The sequence below is a fragment of the Exiguobacterium sp. SL-10 genome (assembly GCF_004337025.1).
Classification (GTDB): Bacteria; Bacillota; Bacilli; order Exiguobacteriales; family Exiguobacteriaceae; genus Exiguobacterium.
This window is the reverse complement of record NZ_SJUP01000002.1, coordinates 117,426-137,074: the sequence shown is the minus strand read 5'-3', so window position 1 is coordinate 137,074 and position 19,649 is coordinate 117,426. Positions and strand designations below refer to the sequence as shown.

The following is a 19,649-nucleotide window of genomic DNA, read 5'->3' as shown; positions in this document are numbered from 1 at the left end:
TCAGTCTTCTTCTGTTTGTTCAGGCAACATCGACACGAGCACTTGGTCGACGCGTTTACCGTCCATATCGACGACCTCGAATCGAAGGCCGTATGCTTCGACGACGTCTCCTCGTTTCGGGAAGTCGCCGAGTGAGTAAATGACGAGCCCGGCAAGCGTATGGTACGAGTTCCGTCCTTCGTCAAAACGATTGTCTCGAATTCCGAACGTCCGTTTCAAATCTTCGATGCCGAGCAGACCGTCGGCCAAGTATGTTCCGTCTTCACGGCGCACGACTTCCGGTGTCTCTTCTTCGATCATCACTTCGCCGACGATTTCTTCCAAAATATCGAACAACGTGACCATCCCAAGGAACCCACCATACTCATCGAGCACGAAGGCGATCTCGACGCCATTTTTTTGCATCATCTGCAACACTTGGCTCGCTTCGCGCTGTTTCGGCACGATGAGCGGTTGTTTAATCCGTTTCAAAATTTGTGACGGCTCCCGAAGCGTCGGTAACGTTAAGATGTCACGGACATCGATATAACCGACAAATTCGTCGAGCGTGTCGCGACCGACCGGGAGTTTATTGTGTTTACTTTCATAAATCGATTTCTTGATATCGTCCATATCATCCTCGAGGTCAACCCATTCAAGCGTCGTCCGCGGTTGCATCAACTCATAGATCAACTGGTCATGGAACGCAAACACGCGCTCGACTTGTTGCACTTCTTCATGGGCGAATGCTCCTTGTTGGGCACCTTCGAACAAGAGCTGCTTGATTTCGAGCTCCGTCTCGCCACTTGATTGTTCCGCTTTCAAGCCGAGCAATTTGAAGAGGAACAGCGTCGATTTCGACAAGACCCAAATGAACGGCCGCATCACTTTGCTAAACAAGTCGAGTGCCGGAATGATCGCCATCGTGACTTTCTCCGGCGACACGAGCGCGATTCGTTTCGGCACGAGTTCACCGATAATGAGCGACAAGTACGTGATGATCGTGACGACGACGACGTAACCGACGGTTGGCGCGTATTGGGCACTCATACCGAGTTGCGCGAACACATCAGCGAGCGGTGCCGAGAAACGTGCACCCCCGTAAGCCCCGTTGATGATCCCGATCAACGTGATCCCGACTTGAACCGTTGATAACAGGTCGGTCGGGTCTTTTGAGTACTTGAGCGCAATCTCAGCGCTGCGTTTGCCGCGGTTCGCCTCGACCTCAAGTTTGGCCGGTTTGGACGAGATGAGCGCGATTTCCGTCATCGCAAAAATCCCGTTCAACACGATCAAGAATAAAACAATCAGTAAATCGATTACTATGGAAGAATCCACCGTTTTCATCACCTCTGTGTATATTTCGTACTACCATCTCATCATATCAGAGATTCGTTACTCACCTGTACCCGTTTCACTCAAGAAAAAAGCCCCTTCAACGTGAAGTGGCTTCGTTCGAGGTTTCCTGTTGCAGGGCAGCCGCCTGTGATTGCTTGAAGACGATGACGCCGAGGAGCAGCACCATCAACCCGATGACTTGACCTGGTGACAAGGACAATTGGGGCATCCCGAACGCTCCTGTTAGGTCGACACCAAGCGCCCAAATCAACTGAGAAACGAGAATGATCGACACCGACAGCGTCGGTCCGAGCAATTGAATGCTTCGCATGACACAGAAGACGACACCGACGCCAAGCAACCCTCCGAGCGCGTAAATCGGTGAGATGTCAAACAGTCCTTGCAGATTGCCACCAAATAGAACAAGTGGAACGAGTGAACCAAGTAACCCAACGATAAAGACGAGCACCGTCGTCGCCCATGCTCCTAGATAAACGTTCATTTTTGCGTTGACCGCCGCCTGTACACTGATGAATGCACCGGCCACTGCCGAACAGATAATTCCTACTATCATGAATGGCCTCCTTATTCGTACAACATGCCATTGGCACGTTCTTTTAATCGTGTCGCGTCTAAAATCGTCACTTTCGTCCGCGTTCTCTCAACGAGCCCCTCGTCCGCGAACGCTTGTAGTGTCCGATTCAAGTGACGATAACTCGTTCCGAGCCATTCCGCCACTTCTTTCCGTTTCAATTGACTCATCTCATCTTGAAACAAGTCGTTCCCTGATTCACTGAGCGAGACGAGATACCCCGCCAGGCGTTCTTCGAGTGTCGACATGAGATGATTCGACGAGGCGTTCGCCTCGATGAACAATTTCTCAGATACGCCACGCAGAAGATGTTCCGTGAACTCGATTGTCCGGTTATGCGTGCGCAGCACGTCAAACGGGATGCGTAGACACGTCACCGCCCCGACCGCCTCGACCGTGTGGAGTACATTCCGTCCGCTGGCGTATTCGATATCTCCGATTAACGTGGGGGCCATCTTTAAACGCAGTAAACGTAACTTGCCCTCTTCGCTCAACGTATAAATTTTGACACGTCCTTCTAACACAACGAACAACGATTCGATCGTTTGGTCGTTGGCACACAACATCGCACCGGATGGAAACGTCATGATCGACGACGCCGCGAGCGTCTGTGCCAAGAAAAGATGATGCCAGTTCAGGCGTGTTAACGCAGCTTCAACTCCCATATTCTCCCCCCTCACGTGAACGTATAAATCCCGATGCCGACAACCATCAAGGCAAGTCCCATGAGTTGACCTTGGTTGACCGGTTTTTGTTTCACGCCGAACCATCCGTTCACATCGATCAAAAACGCTCCAACCAATTGCGCGACGAGCAGGACACAGATGGCCCATGTCACACCGAGTTGTTGGATAGCCGTCAACTCCCCAAAGACGACGAACACACCGAAGAGACCGCCTAAACTGTAGTACCAAGGCACACGCCGAAACGCAGTCAGATCGGCGTCACGCTTAAATGCGTAAATGAGGAGCGCGAGCACGAGACCGACGAGGTGGACGACCGTGACCGACATCCAAGCACCGACCGCGTAGCCGAGTTTGGCGTTGAAAATACCTTGCAACGCGATGAACGTGCCCGAGAGCACGGCAAATAAAATACCCAAACAAATCTCCTCCTATCTCCTCGTCTGACTGTACGTGAGATGAAAGACTTTGAAAAGGACATATGTCCGAAAAAAAGACAACTTAGGAATAACCTAAGCTGTCTGTGGGATTAACCGAGCAATTTGACGATTTCTGCTCCGACTTGTTCTGACGATTGCGGGTTCTGACCGGTGACTAGGCGTTCGTCCACGGCTACGTTGACGGCCCAGTTGTCGGCGTGATCGAACTTTCCGCCACGCTCACGCATTGCTGATTCAAGCAAGAACGGTACCGCTGAGTCGAGTTGCATCTCCCGTTCCTCAGCGTCCGTGAAACCAGTGACACGCTTGTCTTTGACGAGCGGCTCTCCGTTGCTCAACTTGACGTTGACGAGACCAATCGGGCCATGACATACAGCCGCGACGACGTTTCCGCCTTCATACGTGTCACGGATGACACGCTGTAGCGTCTCACTGTTCGGGAAGTCGACGACCGTCCCGTGTCCGCCTGGAAGGAAGACTGCGTCATACGTATCATCTGCCACTTGATCGAGTCGCACCGTATCTTTTAAGAGATGCTTCGTATCCAACACCTCTTGCGGCAACTCCCCTTCTAAGCTGTTCGCATCGATTGGCACGTCTCCACCTTCGATGCTCGCTACCGTGACTTTATAACCTTGCTTCTCGAATTGAAGGTAAGGTGAGGCAAACTCCTCGAGCCAAAGCCCCGTTGCGTGACCGTTCTCTAATTGATCCGCAGATGTCGTGACAATCAGTACATGTTTAGACATTGTAAATTCCTCCTTCTAAATTAAGCATACGAAAGAGTTGTTCCCGCTATGATTCCATTCAAACCTTTCAATACGTGACGGTACTCTTTTTTTGACCCGGTCCTATTTTTGAAACGGCAAGGACTGGCCAACCGACTATACTGGTCTCATCAGCTGGCAGGAGGGAACGACCGTGATGAAGTATATACTCGACTGGGGATTTCTCGCCGTCGTCGCTTTGATTGTGTTATGCGTGATATTCGGTGAGATGTGAAACAAGCGCAGAGCTGTTTCACTGAGATGTCACATGTAGGACTGTTTGAAAGAGGGGGTGTATCGGGAAGAAACTTACTGTTGTCCTATCGTCACAGTTCCTTCAGAAAGGATGTTGAATATGTCAGAACGCGTATTTATCAGTCCGGCCAAGTACGTGCAAGGAAAAAATACAATCGATCGCATCGGGGACCACGTTAACCATTTCGGGTCACAGGCTCTCTTAATCGCCGATGACATCGTCTGGCGCTTGATTGGGGAACGGGTGACCGATTCACTCAAGGCAAGTGGTGTGAACGCTGAAAAGGCCGATTTCGTAGGAGAGGCGTCTCGTCATGAGATTGAACGAATCGCCAAAGCGGCAGCAGAGAGCCATACCGCCTTCGTCATCGGAATGGGCGGCGGGAAGACGCTCGATACGGCGAAAGCCGTTGCCGATGAACTAGACGCTCGCATCGTCATCGTTCCGACCATCGCCTCGACGGATGCGCCGACGAGCGCCCTGTCCGTCATCTATACGGATGAAGGAAACTTTGAGAGTTATCGCTTCTATAAAAAGAATCCGGATTTGGTTCTCGTCGATACGAAATTGATTGCCGAGGCACCGGCCCGTTTCATCGCCTCAGGGATTGCGGACGCGCTTGCCACGTGGGTCGAGGTCCGCAGTGTCCTCGCCTTCGGCGGTAAGACGATGGCGGGTGGTGTCCCGACGATTGCGGCGGAAGCCATCGCCAAACGCTGCGAAGAGGTGCTGTTCGATTACGGAATCCCCGCCTATGAATCTGTAAAGGCCAAAGTCGTCACACCGGCGCTCGAGTCTGTCGTCGAAGCGAATACGCTCCTGAGCGGACTCGGTTTCGAGAGCGGTGGTCTCGCTGCGGCCCACGCCATCCATAACGGCTTCACCGCCCTCCACGGAGAGATCCATCATTTGACGCACGGGGAAAAAGTTGCGTTCGGCACACTCGTGCAACTCGCCCTTGAAGGCCGGACGCAAGAAGAGTTTGATCGCTACGTCGCCTTGTATATGGCGCTCGAGTTACCGGTCACACTCGAAGACGTGAAGTTAAAAGACGCTTCCCGCGAAGATATCCTTAAAGTCGGTCAAGCGGCAACGGCAGAAGGTGAGACGATCCACAGTGGATTCGATGTGACCGCTGAACAAGTCGCCGATGCCATTATCGCGGCCGATCGCTACGCCCGCCTGTATCAAAGTAAACTCCGCTAAATAAACGAATGAGGAACGGCTCAATTAGCCGTTCCTCATTTTTGTTTGCGGGTGACGAAGGATAGCGCCACCCCAATCGCCATACAACTGACCGTCAAAACGAAAAACGTCAACTGGTTCGCATAGATGATATTCGTGAACTGGTTCCATCCAGATGCGTACGCCGCGTTCTCAGAAGCGCGGATGCCGGCCCGGAGCGAAGCCGCTTGACCGGCATTGATTGATAAACCGACTCCCGCCATGACGAGGCTCCCGACTAAAAGACCGATCCGTACCAGCCGATGAACCGATTCGACCGCACGCCGTGCAAGCCGGACGGTGATCCAGATGAACAACAGGACGAACGGCCAACCGATGAGCAAGACGAGCACGTATGGATTTCCTTCATCCGGCGCTTCTGTATAAGCAGCGGTCATCGTCTCGCCGAGTTTGAATAATACAAACGTAATGAGCGTGATGATGAACCACGCCTTGATCAATTTCTCCATGACAACACCTCGTCTTCAGTATAGCAAAAAACACCATGCGCTTTCGCACACGGTGTCAGGGTCAGTCTTTCGGACGGACGGCATAATAAATCAAAATGACGAGCCACGTCCAAACGCCGGTGAAGATCCCGATGATTCCGACGATAAAGAACCCGAGCGGCATCAGCGATTTTGTCCGATTATAATCTTTCCACATGTTCGATAACCCTTTGATGTTGAAGTACAAAAAGGCGAAGAACAAGACGAGCAACAATAACGGTAAACCAAAAATGAGTTCCATACGCTCACTCCTTTCTAGTCTCAACCATTCTCTTATATTTAGTGTACCCTTTCCAGTTGCACGAAACATCGGGCTCGCGCAGTACAGGAAGCAGGCCATGAGGCGGAGACGGTCTTGTTCATTATTCCCCAATTTCTCTTCTTTTCATCCTTTCGAAAACCGAGAGAAGAGGAGTAGCCCATAAAAAGGGGTCTTTCCTGTGAAGCTCATCCGTTTACGCTTCGTCCTGCCGCTCCTCTTCCCCGTCACGTCCGCCTTCATAGCGACAATCATCTATCAAAAAACTGGACGTTCGAGGAATAGTGGGCGAAACGTTGACGCGAGCATCTCGAGCGAATCAATGAATGCGTTCAAGGTATAATGGACGCGTACGAAATCGCAGAGGAGGACATGTATATGTGGATTGTCATGAACAAGCTAGACGTTGAAAAAGGGAAGGTCGCTGCGGTCACGGCCCGTTTCCAGACGACGAAAGGTATCGAGTCGATGGATGGGTTCGTTCGGATGCAAGTGTTGACGGATACGTCGGACGAAATGAAAGATCAAGTCGTCATCATGACGACGTGGCGCGATGCGGCGAGCTTTGAGAATTGGCGCGATAGCGGAGCGTATAAACATGCCCATAAAAAACGGGACGACGGCACTTCTGAAGTGAAGCCCATCGTCCTTGGCAATACGGTCACCCAATATGAGGTCGCCATCGAGCACGGCGCCTCAACCGATAACGTATAAAATATCTTGCGGTCGGATAATACCGAGCAGCGGTTCATCTTCTTGTCCCGTCTCAGTGATCAACAACGCATCGAGCCGGACCCCGTCTTTCATGTTGATGAAATGATGGTGTGCCTCGATGACCGACGTCTCTTTCGCGATAAACCGATACCGTCGCAGGTGCGGGTCGTGATGGAGCACGTGCTTGACTTGAATGCTTTCGAGTGACACATGCGGCCCGTCGACCGTTTCGGCAAGCCAGCTGGTCACTCCTTTTTTTGTCAATAAACCGCGCCATGACCCGTCATGGTTATAGACCGGGAACTGCGAATAGTTTTTATCCCGAATCTCACCGAGGACGTCGACCAACGAGTCGTCGGCGTCGAACGTCGTCACGATTTTACGAAACAGCGGGATGACTTGACGCGGATGGAGGAGTTCTTTCTCCACCTCGAGAATCAAATTGACGAGCGATTCATGCGGTTCCGCGATGATGAAATCTGGCTCGCGCCGCTCGTGGACGATGGCGTTTCGCAATTGGCTCATTTGATGTAAATCTTCTTTGTAACGTTCAATGATTGGGTTATGTTTGGCAAGACGGTTAACCATGTTGCTAAAACTGAAATGCTGGCCGTCTCCCATCTCTCGACTCAAATAATCCTCAATCCGGTGATACGATGCGATAAATTCTTCAGCTCGACTCATACATTCACACTCCTTATCGCCTATCTATACCCTATTTTTTCGAGTCCGAGCAGGAAACGGTGATCCAATCTCGAATCAACAATAAATTATCTATGAAATGGAGGAAGTCTCATGGCAACTACGGTCCCGCAAATGACACCGATCTCGAATAAGGACGCCTTCCGTTCTGGCATGCGGGCCGGTATTCCCGTCGCCGTCGGCTACATCCCGATCGCCATCGCCTTCGGCCTGCTTGCGAAATCTTTCGATATGCCGAACGTCATCACGCTCGCCATGTCATTATTCATCTTTGCGGGCGCCAGTCAGTTCATCGGTGTCCAATTGATTATGGCCGGTTCGATGTATTGGGAAATCATTTTGACGACGTTCATTTTGAACTTACGGCACTTCCTCATGTCGGCGGCATTGTCGCAGCGTCTCGAGACGACTTCGAATCGATTTCTGGCCGCCATCGCGTTCGGGGTGACCGATGAGACGTTCAGTGTCGCGTCAACCCGTGATGAGTCGGCGCGCGGACACTTTGTGCTCGGGCTAAACATGATCGCTTTTCTCGCTTGGAACGTCGGGACATGGATTGGCGTCTTTCTCGCCTTTGGCCTGCCCACATCGGTCCAAACGAGTATGGGCATCGCCTTATACGCCATGTTCATTGGGCTACTCGTCCCATCACTCACCCGCAAACCGGTCATCGTCGTTTCAGCCATCGCCGTCTTGACACAAGCCGTCCTCTACTACGGCGTCTCCCCATTTATCCCGCTGTCATCCGGCTTGAGCATCATCTTGGCTACGATCGTCGCAGCCGGTTTCGGTGCCTTGGTATACAAGGAGGATGAAGCATGATCAGTCTGTTCTTACTCGTCCTCGCCATGGCGCTCGTCACGTACATCCCACGGCTCGTTCCGCTACTTTGGCTCCGGGACTTGAAATTACCACCGTTCGTGAAGCGATTTTTACTGTTCACGCCTTATGCGGTGCTCGCCAGTCTCATTTTCCCGGGTATCCTGCAGGCAACGACCAGTCTCACGTCCGCTTTAGTGGGTGGGGCGGTCGCCGCATCACTCGCATTCCTCCGTGTCAATTTGATGCTCGTCGTCATCGGCGGCATCGCCGGGGTCTATCTCGTCGAAACGTTCCTCTAACAAACAGGTCCGCCCAAATTGGACGGACCTGTTTGCTTAGGCGGAGATAGCCTCGCGTCGTAACTGAACGAACACATCAACGAACGCCGCGTCCCACTGGGTACCGCGTCCGCTCTCCAAAATCGATAGTGCCTTCTCGACTGGCATCCCGTCCCGGTATGGGCGATTGGAGGTCATCGCGTCATATGCGTCGGCGATTGCCATAATACGACCGAAGAGTGGAATCGCCTCTCCGACCAAGCGGTCCGGATACCCGCGCCCATCCATCCGTTCATGATGGGACCGGACACCGGCCAAAATCGGCTGTAACGTAGCCGGTAGGGAAATTTGATTCAAAATATGAATCCCGATGGTCGGGTGTTCTTGAATTTGGGCGAACTCGTGGTCCGTCAACCTTCCTTCTTTCAACAGCACATCGTCACGGATGCCAATTTTCCCGATATCATGAAGGAGCGCCGATTTGCGGAGCAGTTCAATCTGTTCATTCGGCAACTGGAGCGCCTGTGCCAGCTCGACGGAATAAGCGGCAACCCGCTCGGAATGTCCGGCCGTATATGAATCCCGGGCATCGAGCGTCGCGGCGAACAAGACGAACAGACTATTCAATAACTGCTCGTTCTCTGCATCCCGATGCGTGACGTTCGTGACCATTTGATTGAAGCCTGTGACAAGTTGGGCGAACTCATCCGAGTAAGGGTTGTCGATGGGATTCAATTTTCCGGCATCTAATGCGGCGACCCCTTCCGTTAACGCGCTAATGGGACGTTTGATATTGTCGTAAAGCAAAAAGCTACTGAATGTCGCCACGCCGATGATGACGACTAAAATCAGAGCTGCCCACTGCCAGTACGCATCGACTTGATTGACGGTCGACAGTTGTACCCCAGACGCAAGAATGAACAAGGCGACCGGGAACACGCCGATGACGAGCATGCTGATTAATAATTTTGTCCGGACGCTGATGGACCGATACGTCGCTTGGAGCGGGCGCCCATACGAGCTTTCGCTCGTCTCCTGCAAATGAAGCAACAGCGGTTCAACCGAACGATAGGTTAGAAAGAATTCAATCAAGGCGTGCAAGATGGCAATTAAAATGGCACCGAACGCTGCCAGTCCAATCAACCGATACGGCAAGTCGATCCATCCTCGCTCGATAGCGAGGGCCGTCATACTCATCGCCGGGACAGACAAGCCGAACAAATGCGGACCGAGAATCCGTTTCACCGTCAACGTGGGAAAGTGACTCGTTTGATTGAACGCCTGTTGAAGCGCCTCATATGTCGGTATCTCTGTTTGAAACACGTGACGGATTGGTCGGATGTGACGCCGGTAGAGGAGCAGTTCGAGCCAAATCATTATCATTCCGGACAGTCCCATGATGACTAATAGGATGAGCATCTCCGTCTTGGATAGGTCGAGCGTCTGGAAGATAAATAGCCCCCCGACCCCAAACACGGCGATGCCCGAGCCCCATATGTAGTTCATGACGAGCGTATTTTGAAACTGTTTGAACATCTTCGTTTCACTCCTGCCTTCTTGCCGATCTGTTTTTTATTATATCGACAAAAGTGACACCTGTTTACAGCAATACAAAAACGGGTCCCTTGAGCAGGGACCCGTCATTCACGATTATGGACGAAGTGGGCCTTCGTTGTCATCGAGTGAACGGTTGTCTTGATCTGGTGTGACATTTTCATGGAACGGGTTCGGCTCTGGACCGTCCACGTTCGTCACGTCAGATTGCGAGGCTTGCGGACGATTCGTTTCACGTTTCAACTCTTGTTTCGTTTGATCCGCTTCCCGCTTCGACTGCTCCATACCTTGTTTTGCCTGTTGCTTCGCAACTTCGGTTTCTTGGTTCATTTGTGCTTTCTCTTGTTCGAGACCTTCTTTCGATACTTCTGTCTCATCAATCCGTTGCTCTGCTTTCTTCAAATAGCGAGCCGCTGTCTCACGTCCGCCTAGACCGAAGGCAAGACCGAAGGCGAGGGCGACCGCACCGAGGATAAGCAAGAATGCCGTGTTGACAATCATCGGAGCAATACCGAGCTGGCTGATTGCCATGAAGAAGGCGATACCGAGAATCGCATATTTCGCGACGTGACGCAAGACGCTAGGTTGACCTGCTCCATCTACGAGCACACTGCCAACGAGACGTTCTGCCATGTTCGCGAGCCAGAAACCGACTGCCAAGATGATGACGGCCGCAATGACCATTGGCAAGTAGGCAAAGATCGCTGTCGCAAGCGAAGCCATGAAGTCGAGGTTCGCGACTTGAAGGGCTTCTGAGACGAACAACAGAATAATGATGATTTGAACGATGGTTCCGATGACTTGCGCGATTGATGTCGATGATGACGAGCGACCACCGAGACCCATCTTGCTAGCAAGTGAGTTGACGCCTAAGTTTTCAAGGAGTGAGACAACAACGCCTTTCAACCACTTGGCAATGAACACACCGGCGAGAATTAAGACGATGGCCACGATGATATTTGGAATCATCGCCAAGACATCGTTAAGCATCGAGATGGCCGGATCCGAGATTCCACGAATATCGAGTGCCTCAAGTGCCGAAATGGTGACCGGGATCATAATCAAGATGAAGACAATCGTGCCGACTGCTTTCGCAAGACTTGATCCTTTCACGTAATCCGCTAAATGAAGTTTTTCAGCAAAACGGTTGAGACCCGCTGCTTCCAAAAACTTCGTCAAGATATCGCGGACGATTTTCGCAACGATATATCCAATCGCGAAGATGAGTGCCGCCGCGACAAGCTTCGGAATGAAGGCGAGGAAACTGTTCAACAAGTCTTCAAACGGTCCACTGATGCCCTGTAAACCAAGCGCGTCAAGTACCGCCGGAAGGGCTAACAATAAAACAAGATAGAAGACGATATTGGCGACCGTGTCGACCCATTTTGTCTGATTGACACTTGTCGACTCTTGTCCTGTCTTCTCCATCAACTTGTTCAAGTTGAGGCGATGACCCGCCATTTGAATGGCCTTCTTCAAAAGTGTCGCGATAATCCAAGCAACGAGCAGAATGAGCCCCGCTTTGATGACGCCTGTGATCAAGCCAGAGAACCCGGCATAGATTTGGCTGAACGGTTGCGTAATCGCAGGCACGTTCATGAATTCAAAAATGATTAAGAATGCGAGAAGCAATACCCCAAAGAAGACGACTTTACCGATGATCCGTTCAGGCGTCCACCGTTTCTCTTCTTTGCCCGGTTTTCCAGGTTCACCTTCTTGTTTGACACCAACACGGTCGTCAAGGCGTGCTTTGCGAAGCGCTTTGCGCGTCACGTTTTCCAGAACTTTCGCCAAAATGAATCCGACGACTAGAATGACTAATGCGAGCAAAAGCTCAGGCAACCATGACATGAACGTGTTGAAGTTATACGTAGTATTGTTCATTTACATCTTCCTCCTATCTCTTTTTGAATTGAATTGATTTCATCTATTTGACTCTTTGTATAAATACCAACATTTTCATCTACCTAAACCTTTCCATTTCCTATCTCCCTATAACGGATTCATAAGAAAACAATTCTTTAGTAGGCGTCCTTAAAGAAAGAAGGCGTGTTTTTCTAAGTCAAATGTGATACGAATTAAAAGAAGAAGTCTTTTAGAGGAGGAAGTAGGATGAACATCGCCCTGATTGCCCATGACAAGAAGAAGGATGATTTAATCGTACTCGTGAAAGCTTACGCCCACGTTTTAGAAAACCACCATCTGTTCGCGACTGGCACGACCGGTAAGCGCATCGCCGAGGCGACAGGCTTGCCTGTCCATTGCTTCCAGTCCGGTCCGCTCGGCGGCGACCAGGAAATCGGCGCCGCCGTCGCCCGGGGTGAAATGGATATGATTATTTTCTTCCGTGACCCGTTGACAGCTCAACCGCACGAGCCCGATGTGAGCGCCTTAATGCGCCTCTGTGATGTCTATTCCATCCCCTTGGCGACCAATATGGGCGGAAGTGAGATTCTCATCCGTAGCATCGAGCAAGGTGATTTTGACTCACTGACCTTGACCCATAATGACAGTCCCCCTGTATGAATAACTTATTAAGTAGAAGAGAGGAATTTTTCTGAAACCACACGTATCGAACGATCCGGTCGTTCAACAGTTTTACGATCAAGTCCGCACGCATTTGAACGACCTATTAGATGACAAGCAGCAAGTCGACCGATTACTCGACAGTTTGGCCGGTTATATTCAACAATCTGAAAAGAACGAGCAGTCCCTGGAAGGACTCACAAAACAAGACCCGCAAGATTATGCTCGATTTTTGATTGAACAGCCGAAGACAAATGAAGAATATCAACGTCGTTACCATCTGATGATTGAGGCGACAGACGAATTGAAGCCTCATGAGAAAGTGCAGGCCAATCGGGAGTTCGACTGGGCGATCGAACGGCTCAATGAAGTTCAAGTCAAACTCCAAGATGTCGAGATGCGAGATGTCTCCTTTTTAGCCTATACGAAAATCGAGGCCATCAAATCGTCACGTCGTGTCTGGAATCAATTCGGTTGGCTGCTCGGTATGATTTTGGCGTTCGCCTACGCGAACTTGTTGCTCGTGATGGACGACGTGTTCAGCTTGCGCCTCTTCACGGCACCCGCCACGTCTTATCCGCTCGACTACTTCGCGTTCGTCCTCCCTGTGCTGTTGACCGGAGCCGTGTTTGGCCTATTGACGCGATTCCGACACCATTTCCAAACGTTAGGACGGCGGATTTTATTCGCACTTCTCATCGTAGGCGTGTACGTCGGTTTCGTCTTGTTGACCCAGCCCATCTTATTCGCACTCGGGTGGTCGTTCTTGATTCAATTGACACCTGTGTATGCACTCGTCCTTCTCGGAATCAGTGGATTCATGGCCATGTGGACGTTGGTCGAGTTCGTCTGGAAAAACACGCGATGCCATCTCGGAAACGAAACATTGATGATTTATTATTGATCACGTCATTCTCGCCTTGAGATGGCGTTTTTTGTTTGAACCTTTGTGAGAACGGAAATTACTAATAGGGTGACGTCAATTAAAAATGAAACGAAATCGAAGGAGGCACAACATGTCGGATCGTAAAATTATTGGGTTGTTCCATAACGAGCAAGAAGTGATGGATAAGGTGAACGAACTCAAACAAGCTGGGGAAGCTGAGAAAAACATGCACGTCGTGGCCAAGCGGGACGGGGAAATTTCTGCCTTGCGCTACCATACCGATGTGAACGCCGAATCGGGGATTCGTGATGTCAACTGGTTGGACCGTGTGAAAGCGTTCCTTCACGGAAGTGACCGCATTCGGGATGAATTGCGGAACATGGGGCTCAGTGATGCGGAGGCTGAAGAATATTATACGTCGATCGACGACGGCAAATTACTGCTTTACATCGATCAACACTCTTATGAGCGCTATCCGAACATGTATAAGAAAGATAGTGAACTCGATCATGATAAAGGCGAAGAAGCGGATGGCATCGCCTTCGATGCGAAGCCGTTCAATGATCATGACGAAGAACCGCATGGTACGAAGGACGACCCGATCGTCCGCGGACACTCTGGCTTAGAAGACCATCGCCGACTATAAGGAGGAAAACGATATGAGTGAGAAACGATTCATCAGCATGTATGACACGCAAGACGCGGCACTCGGGAAAGTGGAGGAGTTGCGTGCGAAGGGCTACAAAGATTCAGATATCTACGTCGTCGCGAAACACGAGGACAATGTCTCGATTTTGCGTCGTCAGACAGACGTCCATACTGAAGCGGCGCACCATACCGGATGGTTCGATAAAGTCCGGGCTTTCTTGAGCGGACACGAGGATGTTCATGCCGGACTTCGCAATATGGGCTTGAGCGAGGACGAGGTGAAACGTCATTACAGTGACGTCGAAGCCGGAAAGATTTTAATCTATGTGGATGAAGACTTCGAGCGTCGCCATACTGAAGGATTGACGGTCGATTCGACACCATATAATGATTCGAAACATGATACGAGCCATCAAGGTCACCATACGGCCGACGGTCTTGAAATCGATTCGAAGCCATACAATGAATCAAAACCCGATACGCCCCATTCAAATCAGCACACGTCCGACGGTGTAGAAATTGATTCGGAACCATATAACGATCCGAAACACCGTGATACGAGCCGGACCGACGAGCGTCACACGTCTGACGGTGTAGAAATCGATTCGAAACCGTTCAATGAATCGACTGCCGACAATCCGAATCGGGCCGTCGACCCTGAACAGGACAAATTGGATAAAAAAGCAGAGTTGACTGACCGTGAGAACAAGTTACGTGGACTCGATGACCGGGCACTACGAAACGATTATGAAGATCCAGATAATATCCGCCGTTTCTAATTTAAATAAGGACCTGACCGCGTGCGGTCAGGTCCTTATTTTACGTCAGCCGATTTTTCGGTTCTGCCCCTTCGAGCACGTTCACGATGGCGTCCCGATTGAGCGCCATCATCGCAAGTCGGGTCTTAATTGAGGCACTACCGATATGCGGCAACGTCGTTACGTTCGGAAGCGTCAAGAGCGGATGGTCCATCGCCACCGGCTCTTTGGCGAACACATCGAGCCCTGCCGCCCAAATCCGCTGTTCTTTCAACGCTTCATAGAGCGCAGCCTCATCGATGATTTCACCACGAGCGACATTGATGAAGACCGCTGTCTCTTTCATTTTCGCGAACTGTTCCGCCCCTAACATCCCACGTGTCTCTTCGGTGAGGGGGGCGAGGACGACGACGAAATCTGATTGCTCGAGCAACTCGTCGAGTTCCGCGTAGACGAAACCGTACATCGATTCCGATTCATGACGACGCGTCCGATTGTGGTACAACACATCCATATCAAAACCACGGGCCCGGCGCGCGACTGCCTCCCCGATACGGCCCATGCCGATAATCCCGAGTTTGGCCCGGTACAAATCCATCCCGACGTAACCCATCGGTGTCCATGATTTCCATTCGCCGGCTCGTAAATCACGCTCTGCTTCTCCGAGCCGACGCGCTGTCATCATCATCAATCCGAATGCGAGATCGGCCGTCGTCTCCGTCAACACGTCTGGCGTGTTCGTCACGATGATGCCTCGCTCCTTGGCCGCTCCAAGATCGATATTGTTATAGCCGACCGCCAAATTCGAGATGACCTCAAGTTGCGGCGCCTGTTCAATCACTTCCCGGTCAATCGTATCACTGAGCATCGTCCAGAGCGCATGCGCCGACGATGCTTCGTTTAACAAGATGTCGCGTGGGACGCTCTTCGCCTCTTCTTCCCACATCCGGACCTCATAGTTGTCCCGTAGCGGTGCCACCGCTTCTTCCGGTAAACGTCTCGTAATGTAAATTCGTTTCTTCATTCCGTTTCCCCCTTTGTCTCGTCTCGATCAGTGTATCAAACGTGTCGAATCAAGCCTTCTTTTTCGTGACCGGATTTTGCTCCATGAACTGTTCGAACAGTGAGCCAAAGTCGCTGTTGAGCAATTGCTCGATCGTTTTCGATGAATCCATCGCATTCCGGTACGCGACTTCGTTGATGGCAAGTCCAATCGCCCACGTGATGCCTGATGCGACAGTCGCATTGATGACACTCGCGGCCGCGTTCGCACCCGGGAAGAACTTCATGACGTTCAGTAAAATCGTCTTTGAGAGCGCCCGTCCGATTTGCGGGATGATGGTGCTACCGATCAGTGTCTTCAGCATATCGTCGTTCGCTTTCACACCCCAATAGCGGAACAAGTGAACGCTCATCGTCACTTGAATCGGTGTGAGCGCAATCGCATCAGCGAATGGGAGTGGGACCGCGGCAGCCGTCCCGGCACTAGCGACATAACCCGAGATGATTCGGTTCGCTTTCTTCCGTTTCAACTTGAGCATCGCCTCACTCTCGGCATGGACCTCCATGAGCAGTCCTTCTTGGAGCGATTGGTCGAGTTGCTCGACGGACCACGTCACGAGACGCTCCCAATCGAGATGAGCCCGAAGTTCTGGGTCGTGTAACAGTTCTTCGGCGACACTGACTTGAAACACGGCCTGTTCCGGGACGACGTCCGCCAGTTCATTCCGGAGCGCCGTCAGTTCATCTAGGTCGACTTGGTCGATTTGTGTCAACAGCACGGCGACCGATGTCGCTTCGTTCAACTGTTTGATGAGCGCCCGGTCGAGCGGTGTGACTCGTTTCATTGAGGCGTTGATGGCGTACCAAACGAGATGAATCTGTTCGGCCACCTCTTTCGTCTGGGCCTTTTCGACGAAGCCGATGACTTCGTCGGCGTACGCTTGTTGCCGGGCACTCCCAATCTCATACCCTTCACTGTCATAGAGCACGATGGCGATGTCGTCACTCATGAACTGATGAATCCCACGCGTCACCGGCTCACCGGCGGCGACTTTCGTCAAATCACGCCCGAACACATGATTGACGACGGAACTTTTGCCCGACCCGGTCGCTCCCGCAATCAAGATGTTCGGTTTCTTGACTTTGCCGCGCAACCGATCGAGTTCTTCTTTCAAATCGTACGTATCCAAATTGAACGGAACTTTTTTCTCCATATCTATTCCTCCTCATTGATTGAGCGTCTGGCCGAGCCGTCGCATCTCTTCCTCGAATCCGCGGCGCACATCCAATTCGATTGTCTGCTTGACCAGTTCATACTGCTGATTGACGGCTTTTTTGATACCACGCTCCGCCGTTCTGCGCTTGAACGCCCAATAGATGAAATGGACGCCCGGAATCATCCCGAGCACCATCTTCCGAACGGTGCGATTGAATGAATAATCAAACCCGAGCTCGACCCGGCGCGTTTTGAAGACGAGGTCGGACGGGGCACCGACGAGCGGATAGCGCTCCATCAGTTGGATGTAGTGACGAACGCCTTGAGCCATCGCCTCCTCTGTCGTCTCGGCGGCCTCCTCGAGCGTTCGTTCCAAATCTTTTTCGATTTGGCGGGCTTTCCAGCTGATCATCACTTGCGGTGTGATCATACGAATCGTCTCAGCGGAACGATTGCTCCGGTCTCGCCATGCCGCCAACTCGGTCAATAAATGATGCGTCAAGTTGTGCGGCAGTTTTCGTTCGACGTCTCGCCACAGGTTGGTCCGATTGCGTTGCCACACCGCCTCATAGCCGATATGGGGTACGACTTGTCCGCCGAGCAACTTCTTTTCCACACTGTTGACGCGAATCATCGCGTCCCGTGAAATTCCAAGTTCGCGCATGAGCACCTCTTCCATCGCTTCTACTTTCTCGACATTCATGGCGCTATCCGGATTATAGTTCGTCAAAATGATGGTGACATTGCTTCGCTTCGCGTAGAGCGGTTTTAAAATGGATTCTAACTCATACGCCTCGACGCGTCCTGAGTTGATAGACAATAAGTAATAGATTGTATGGAACCAGTCGGCGATATCGAGCGCACCTTCCCGTTGATTGACGATCGACAGGACCGCTTCGTGCCATTCGTCGGAGCGGTCCGCTTCGAGTCCCCACGTATCGAAGAAACGGAACAAAATACCTCGCTCGAGATCGTAGTATTCATATTCATGTAACCCCTCGGCCGTCACCGGGCTTCCGGCACGCGACTCGGCGACGTCACGCCCATAAATGTAATTTAGAAAAGCGCTCTTGCCGACCCCCGTCTTTCCCGCGATCAATATGTTCGAGACAAGCCCCGTGTTGTCCATATGGTTCCCCCTGCATTCGTTATATAATTACCATTATACTAAACGGACGGATTTGAAACGTCCGACGGAAGGATGAGACCGATGTTGCATCATGTTGAATTGTACGTTTCTGATTTGAACAAGAGCCTTTCTGCTTGGGGCTGGCTCCTCACGGAACTCGGCTATACCGTTTACCAACAATGGGATGAAGGGAGGAGTTACCGTTTCGGTGACACGTATCTCGTCTTCGTCCAAACCGAGGCCGACCACCTCGAACCGTCCTATCATCGTAAAAAGACAGGGTTGAACCACCTCGCCTTTCATGCCGCGTCGTTGGAGCAACTCGAGCGACTGCGCTCGCAATTGCCTCAGCACGGATTCACGGAGCTCTATGCCGACCGATTCCCTTACGCCGGTGGTCCGAACTATATCGCTCTTTATTTCGAGGATCCCGACCGTATGAAAGTCGAACTCGTGGCAACGATGTGAACAGTTGGAACGGCTTTCAAAAAAAGTTTGTGAAAACAATTGCAAACTTTTTGTGGACCTCCTAGACTTAAGTTGTCTAAAGGAGGCCGTATTCAAATGGAAAAACAAGCTGTCGAGTATATGGAAGAAGCCGCATATAAAAAAGCGACGCTGTTGCGTCATGCGTTCGGTCACTACGCAATCCGCTCCATCGTCGCTGGTTTCCTAATCGGGATCGGAGTCGTCTTCGCCTTCTCTGTCGGAAACATGTTCATCGACGTCCCTGGGACAATGCTGTTCGCGGGGATGAGTTTCTCGGTTGCGCTCGTCTTTATCGTCTGGATGGGTGGGGAACTGTTCACGAGCAATACGATGTATTTATACACCGGGACGAAACGTGGCCGTGTCGACTGGCGTGACCTCGCTGCTGTCTGGGCCGTGAGCTGGATCGGTAATTTGTTCGGTGCGCTCATCCTCGTCGGGCTCGTCATCGGGGCCCACAGCATGGGTGATGTCAGTGCCGACCATCTGTTATCGGTCGTCGCCGCCAAAAAGATGGGCGGCGAGGCGCTAGCGATTTTTTTGAAAGGGATTTTGTGTAACATCCTTGTCTGCATCGCTATTTTCATGCCATTGAAGACAAAAAATGACGTCGCCAAAATCATGCTCACGATGCTACCAGTCGTCGTCTTTTTCGCCGCCGGTTTCGAGCACTCGATCGCCAATATGGGCATCTTCGGACTCGCGCTCTATTACGCTCCATCTGAGGCGATCAACCTCGGGCTTGCGTTGAACAACCTCTTGTTCGCCACACTCGGCAACATCGTCGGGGGCGCCTTGTTCGTCGCTGGAACGTATGTCCATTTGAACGCGAAGCCTACCGAGGAAAATGTAGCGTCAATCCGTCAGAACGCATAAAA

24 protein-coding genes are annotated in these 19,649 nt (G+C 51.5%); 11 read left to right on the top strand and 13 right to left on the bottom strand.

Going from position 1 to position 19,649, the window contains the following annotated elements; translation table 11 throughout:
* The 5 genes from EVJ33_RS03605 to EVJ33_RS03585 form a co-directional block, all read right to left on the bottom strand.
* Positions 1–1,326 (bottom strand): hemolysin family protein, encoded by a 1,326-nt coding sequence (locus tag EVJ33_RS03605; RefSeq protein ID WP_131434828.1) that lies wholly within the window; start codon positions 1,324–1,326, stop codon positions 1–3.
* 88 nt (positions 1,327–1,414) lie between these two features.
* Positions 1,415–1,891 (bottom strand): DMT family transporter, encoded by a 477-nt coding sequence (locus EVJ33_RS03600; RefSeq protein ID WP_131434530.1) that lies wholly within the window; start codon positions 1,889–1,891, stop codon positions 1,415–1,417.
* Positions 1,892–1,902: 11 nt separating this feature from the next.
* Complete coding sequence (locus EVJ33_RS03595) at positions 1,903–2,574, bottom strand: Crp/Fnr family transcriptional regulator (RefSeq protein WP_236634521.1); 672 nt, start codon at positions 2,572–2,574, stop codon at positions 1,903–1,905.
* Between the two features lie 11 nt (positions 2,575–2,585).
* Entirely contained in the window at positions 2,586–3,011 is a 426-nt protein-coding gene (locus EVJ33_RS03590; protein ID WP_131434528.1) for a DMT family transporter, read from the bottom strand.
* A 110-nt stretch (positions 3,012–3,121) separates the two neighbouring features.
* Positions 3,122–3,781 (bottom strand): type 1 glutamine amidotransferase domain-containing protein, encoded by a 660-nt coding sequence (locus EVJ33_RS03585; protein ID WP_131434527.1) that lies wholly within the window; start codon positions 3,779–3,781, stop codon positions 3,122–3,124.
* Between the two features lie 373 nt (positions 3,782–4,154).
* Between EVJ33_RS03585 and EVJ33_RS03580 the strand changes: the two genes are divergently transcribed.
* On the top strand, positions 4,155–5,261 hold the full coding sequence (locus tag EVJ33_RS03580; RefSeq protein WP_131434526.1) for a glycerol dehydrogenase: 1,107 nt from the start codon (positions 4,155–4,157) through the stop codon (positions 5,259–5,261).
* A 35-nt stretch (positions 5,262–5,296) separates the two neighbouring features.
* On the opposite strand, the gene EVJ33_RS03575 is transcribed toward EVJ33_RS03580, so the two are convergent.
* Together EVJ33_RS03575 and EVJ33_RS03570 are read right to left on the bottom strand one after the other, a co-directional pair.
* Positions 5,297–5,749 (bottom strand): hypothetical protein, encoded by a 453-nt coding sequence (locus EVJ33_RS03575; protein WP_131434525.1) that lies wholly within the window; start codon positions 5,747–5,749, stop codon positions 5,297–5,299.
* Between the two features lie 61 nt (positions 5,750–5,810).
* Complete coding sequence (locus EVJ33_RS03570; RefSeq protein ID WP_131434524.1) at positions 5,811–6,029, bottom strand: hypothetical protein; 219 nt, start codon at positions 6,027–6,029, stop codon at positions 5,811–5,813.
* A gap of 199 nt (positions 6,030–6,228) precedes the next feature.
* Between EVJ33_RS03570 and EVJ33_RS15405 the strand changes: the two genes are divergently transcribed.
* Both EVJ33_RS15405 and EVJ33_RS03565 read left to right on the top strand, forming a co-directional pair.
* Complete coding sequence (locus tag EVJ33_RS15405; protein WP_161566888.1) at positions 6,229–6,390, top strand: hypothetical protein; 162 nt, start codon at positions 6,229–6,231, stop codon at positions 6,388–6,390.
* A gap of 35 nt (positions 6,391–6,425) precedes the next feature.
* Positions 6,426–6,761 carry an antibiotic biosynthesis monooxygenase gene (locus EVJ33_RS03565; protein ID WP_131434523.1) on the top strand — a complete coding sequence of 112 codons (336 nt, stop codon included), beginning with the start codon at positions 6,426–6,428 and terminating at the stop codon, positions 6,759–6,761.
* Here the strand turns inward: EVJ33_RS03565 and EVJ33_RS03560 are convergent.
* On the bottom strand, positions 6,744–7,445 hold the full coding sequence (locus EVJ33_RS03560; protein ID WP_131434522.1) for a CBS domain-containing protein: 702 nt from the start codon (positions 7,443–7,445) through the stop codon (positions 6,744–6,746). The two genes, EVJ33_RS03565 and EVJ33_RS03560, sit on opposite strands and share 18 nt — an antisense overlap.
* A 111-nt stretch (positions 7,446–7,556) precedes the next feature.
* Here EVJ33_RS03560 and EVJ33_RS03555 point away from each other — a divergent pair, with 111 nt between their 5' ends.
* Both EVJ33_RS03555 and EVJ33_RS03550 read left to right on the top strand, forming a co-directional pair.
* A complete protein-coding gene (locus tag EVJ33_RS03555; protein WP_131434521.1) occupies positions 7,557–8,285 on the top strand; it encodes an AzlC family ABC transporter permease in 729 nt (242 codons plus the stop codon).
* Positions 8,282–8,584 carry an AzlD domain-containing protein gene (locus tag EVJ33_RS03550; RefSeq protein WP_131434520.1) on the top strand — a complete coding sequence of 101 codons (303 nt, stop codon included), beginning with the start codon at positions 8,282–8,284 and terminating at the stop codon, positions 8,582–8,584. The genes EVJ33_RS03555 and EVJ33_RS03550 overlap by 4 nt, the downstream gene beginning before the upstream one ends.
* A gap of 36 nt (positions 8,585–8,620) precedes the next feature.
* On the opposite strand, the gene EVJ33_RS03545 is transcribed toward EVJ33_RS03550, so the two are convergent.
* Positions 8,621–10,099 carry an HD domain-containing phosphohydrolase gene (locus tag EVJ33_RS03545; protein WP_131434519.1) on the bottom strand — a complete coding sequence of 493 codons (1,479 nt, stop codon included), beginning with the start codon at positions 10,097–10,099 and terminating at the stop codon, positions 8,621–8,623.
* A 114-nt stretch (positions 10,100–10,213) separates the two neighbouring features.
* Positions 10,214–12,001, bottom strand: a complete 1,788-nt coding sequence (locus tag EVJ33_RS03540; RefSeq protein WP_131434517.1) for a mechanosensitive ion channel — start codon at positions 11,999–12,001, stop codon at positions 10,214–10,216.
* A gap of 228 nt (positions 12,002–12,229) precedes the next feature.
* On the opposite strand from EVJ33_RS03540, the gene mgsA reads away from it, so the two are divergent.
* The 4 genes from mgsA to EVJ33_RS03520 all read left to right on the top strand — a co-directional run bounded on the left by mgsA (position 12,230) and on the right by EVJ33_RS03520 (position 14,956).
* Positions 12,230–12,643, top strand: coding sequence for a methylglyoxal synthase (gene mgsA, locus EVJ33_RS03535; RefSeq protein WP_131434515.1), 414 nt, complete (start codon positions 12,230–12,232; stop codon positions 12,641–12,643).
* 94 nt (positions 12,644–12,737) lie between these two features.
* Positions 12,738–13,547, top strand: coding sequence for a hypothetical protein (locus EVJ33_RS03530; RefSeq protein ID WP_236634520.1), 810 nt, complete (start codon positions 12,738–12,740; stop codon positions 13,545–13,547).
* 112 nt (positions 13,548–13,659) lie between these two features.
* Complete coding sequence (locus EVJ33_RS03525; RefSeq protein ID WP_131434513.1) at positions 13,660–14,175, top strand: YflT domain-containing protein; 516 nt, start codon at positions 13,660–13,662, stop codon at positions 14,173–14,175.
* A gap of 13 nt (positions 14,176–14,188) precedes the next feature.
* Entirely contained in the window at positions 14,189–14,956 is a 768-nt protein-coding gene (locus tag EVJ33_RS03520) for a YflT domain-containing protein (protein ID WP_131434512.1), read from the top strand.
* A gap of 40 nt (positions 14,957–14,996) precedes the next feature.
* On the opposite strand, the gene EVJ33_RS03515 is transcribed toward EVJ33_RS03520, so the two are convergent.
* Genes EVJ33_RS03515 through EVJ33_RS03505 form a run of 3 tightly spaced genes read right to left on the bottom strand, consistent with a single transcriptional unit; the run spans position 14,997 to position 18,282 of the window.
* Positions 14,997–15,959 carry a 2-hydroxyacid dehydrogenase gene (locus EVJ33_RS03515; protein WP_131434510.1) on the bottom strand — a complete coding sequence of 321 codons (963 nt, stop codon included), beginning with the start codon at positions 15,957–15,959 and terminating at the stop codon, positions 14,997–14,999.
* 49 nt (positions 15,960–16,008) lie between these two features.
* Positions 16,009–17,151 carry a YcjF family protein gene (locus EVJ33_RS03510; RefSeq protein ID WP_131434508.1) on the bottom strand — a complete coding sequence of 381 codons (1,143 nt, stop codon included), beginning with the start codon at positions 17,149–17,151 and terminating at the stop codon, positions 16,009–16,011.
* Between the two features lie 12 nt (positions 17,152–17,163).
* Positions 17,164–18,282 carry a GTPase gene (locus tag EVJ33_RS03505; RefSeq protein WP_131434506.1) on the bottom strand — a complete coding sequence of 373 codons (1,119 nt, stop codon included), beginning with the start codon at positions 18,280–18,282 and terminating at the stop codon, positions 17,164–17,166.
* An 81-nt stretch (positions 18,283–18,363) separates the two neighbouring features.
* Here EVJ33_RS03505 and EVJ33_RS03500 point away from each other — a divergent pair, with 81 nt between their 5' ends.
* Positions 18,364–18,750 carry a VOC family protein gene (locus EVJ33_RS03500; protein WP_131434504.1) on the top strand — a complete coding sequence of 129 codons (387 nt, stop codon included), beginning with the start codon at positions 18,364–18,366 and terminating at the stop codon, positions 18,748–18,750.
* 96 nt (positions 18,751–18,846) lie between these two features.
* Positions 18,847–19,647 (top strand): formate/nitrite transporter family protein, encoded by an 801-nt coding sequence (locus EVJ33_RS03495; RefSeq protein ID WP_131434502.1) that lies wholly within the window; start codon positions 18,847–18,849, stop codon positions 19,645–19,647.
* Positions 19,648–19,649: the final 2 nt, after the last annotated feature.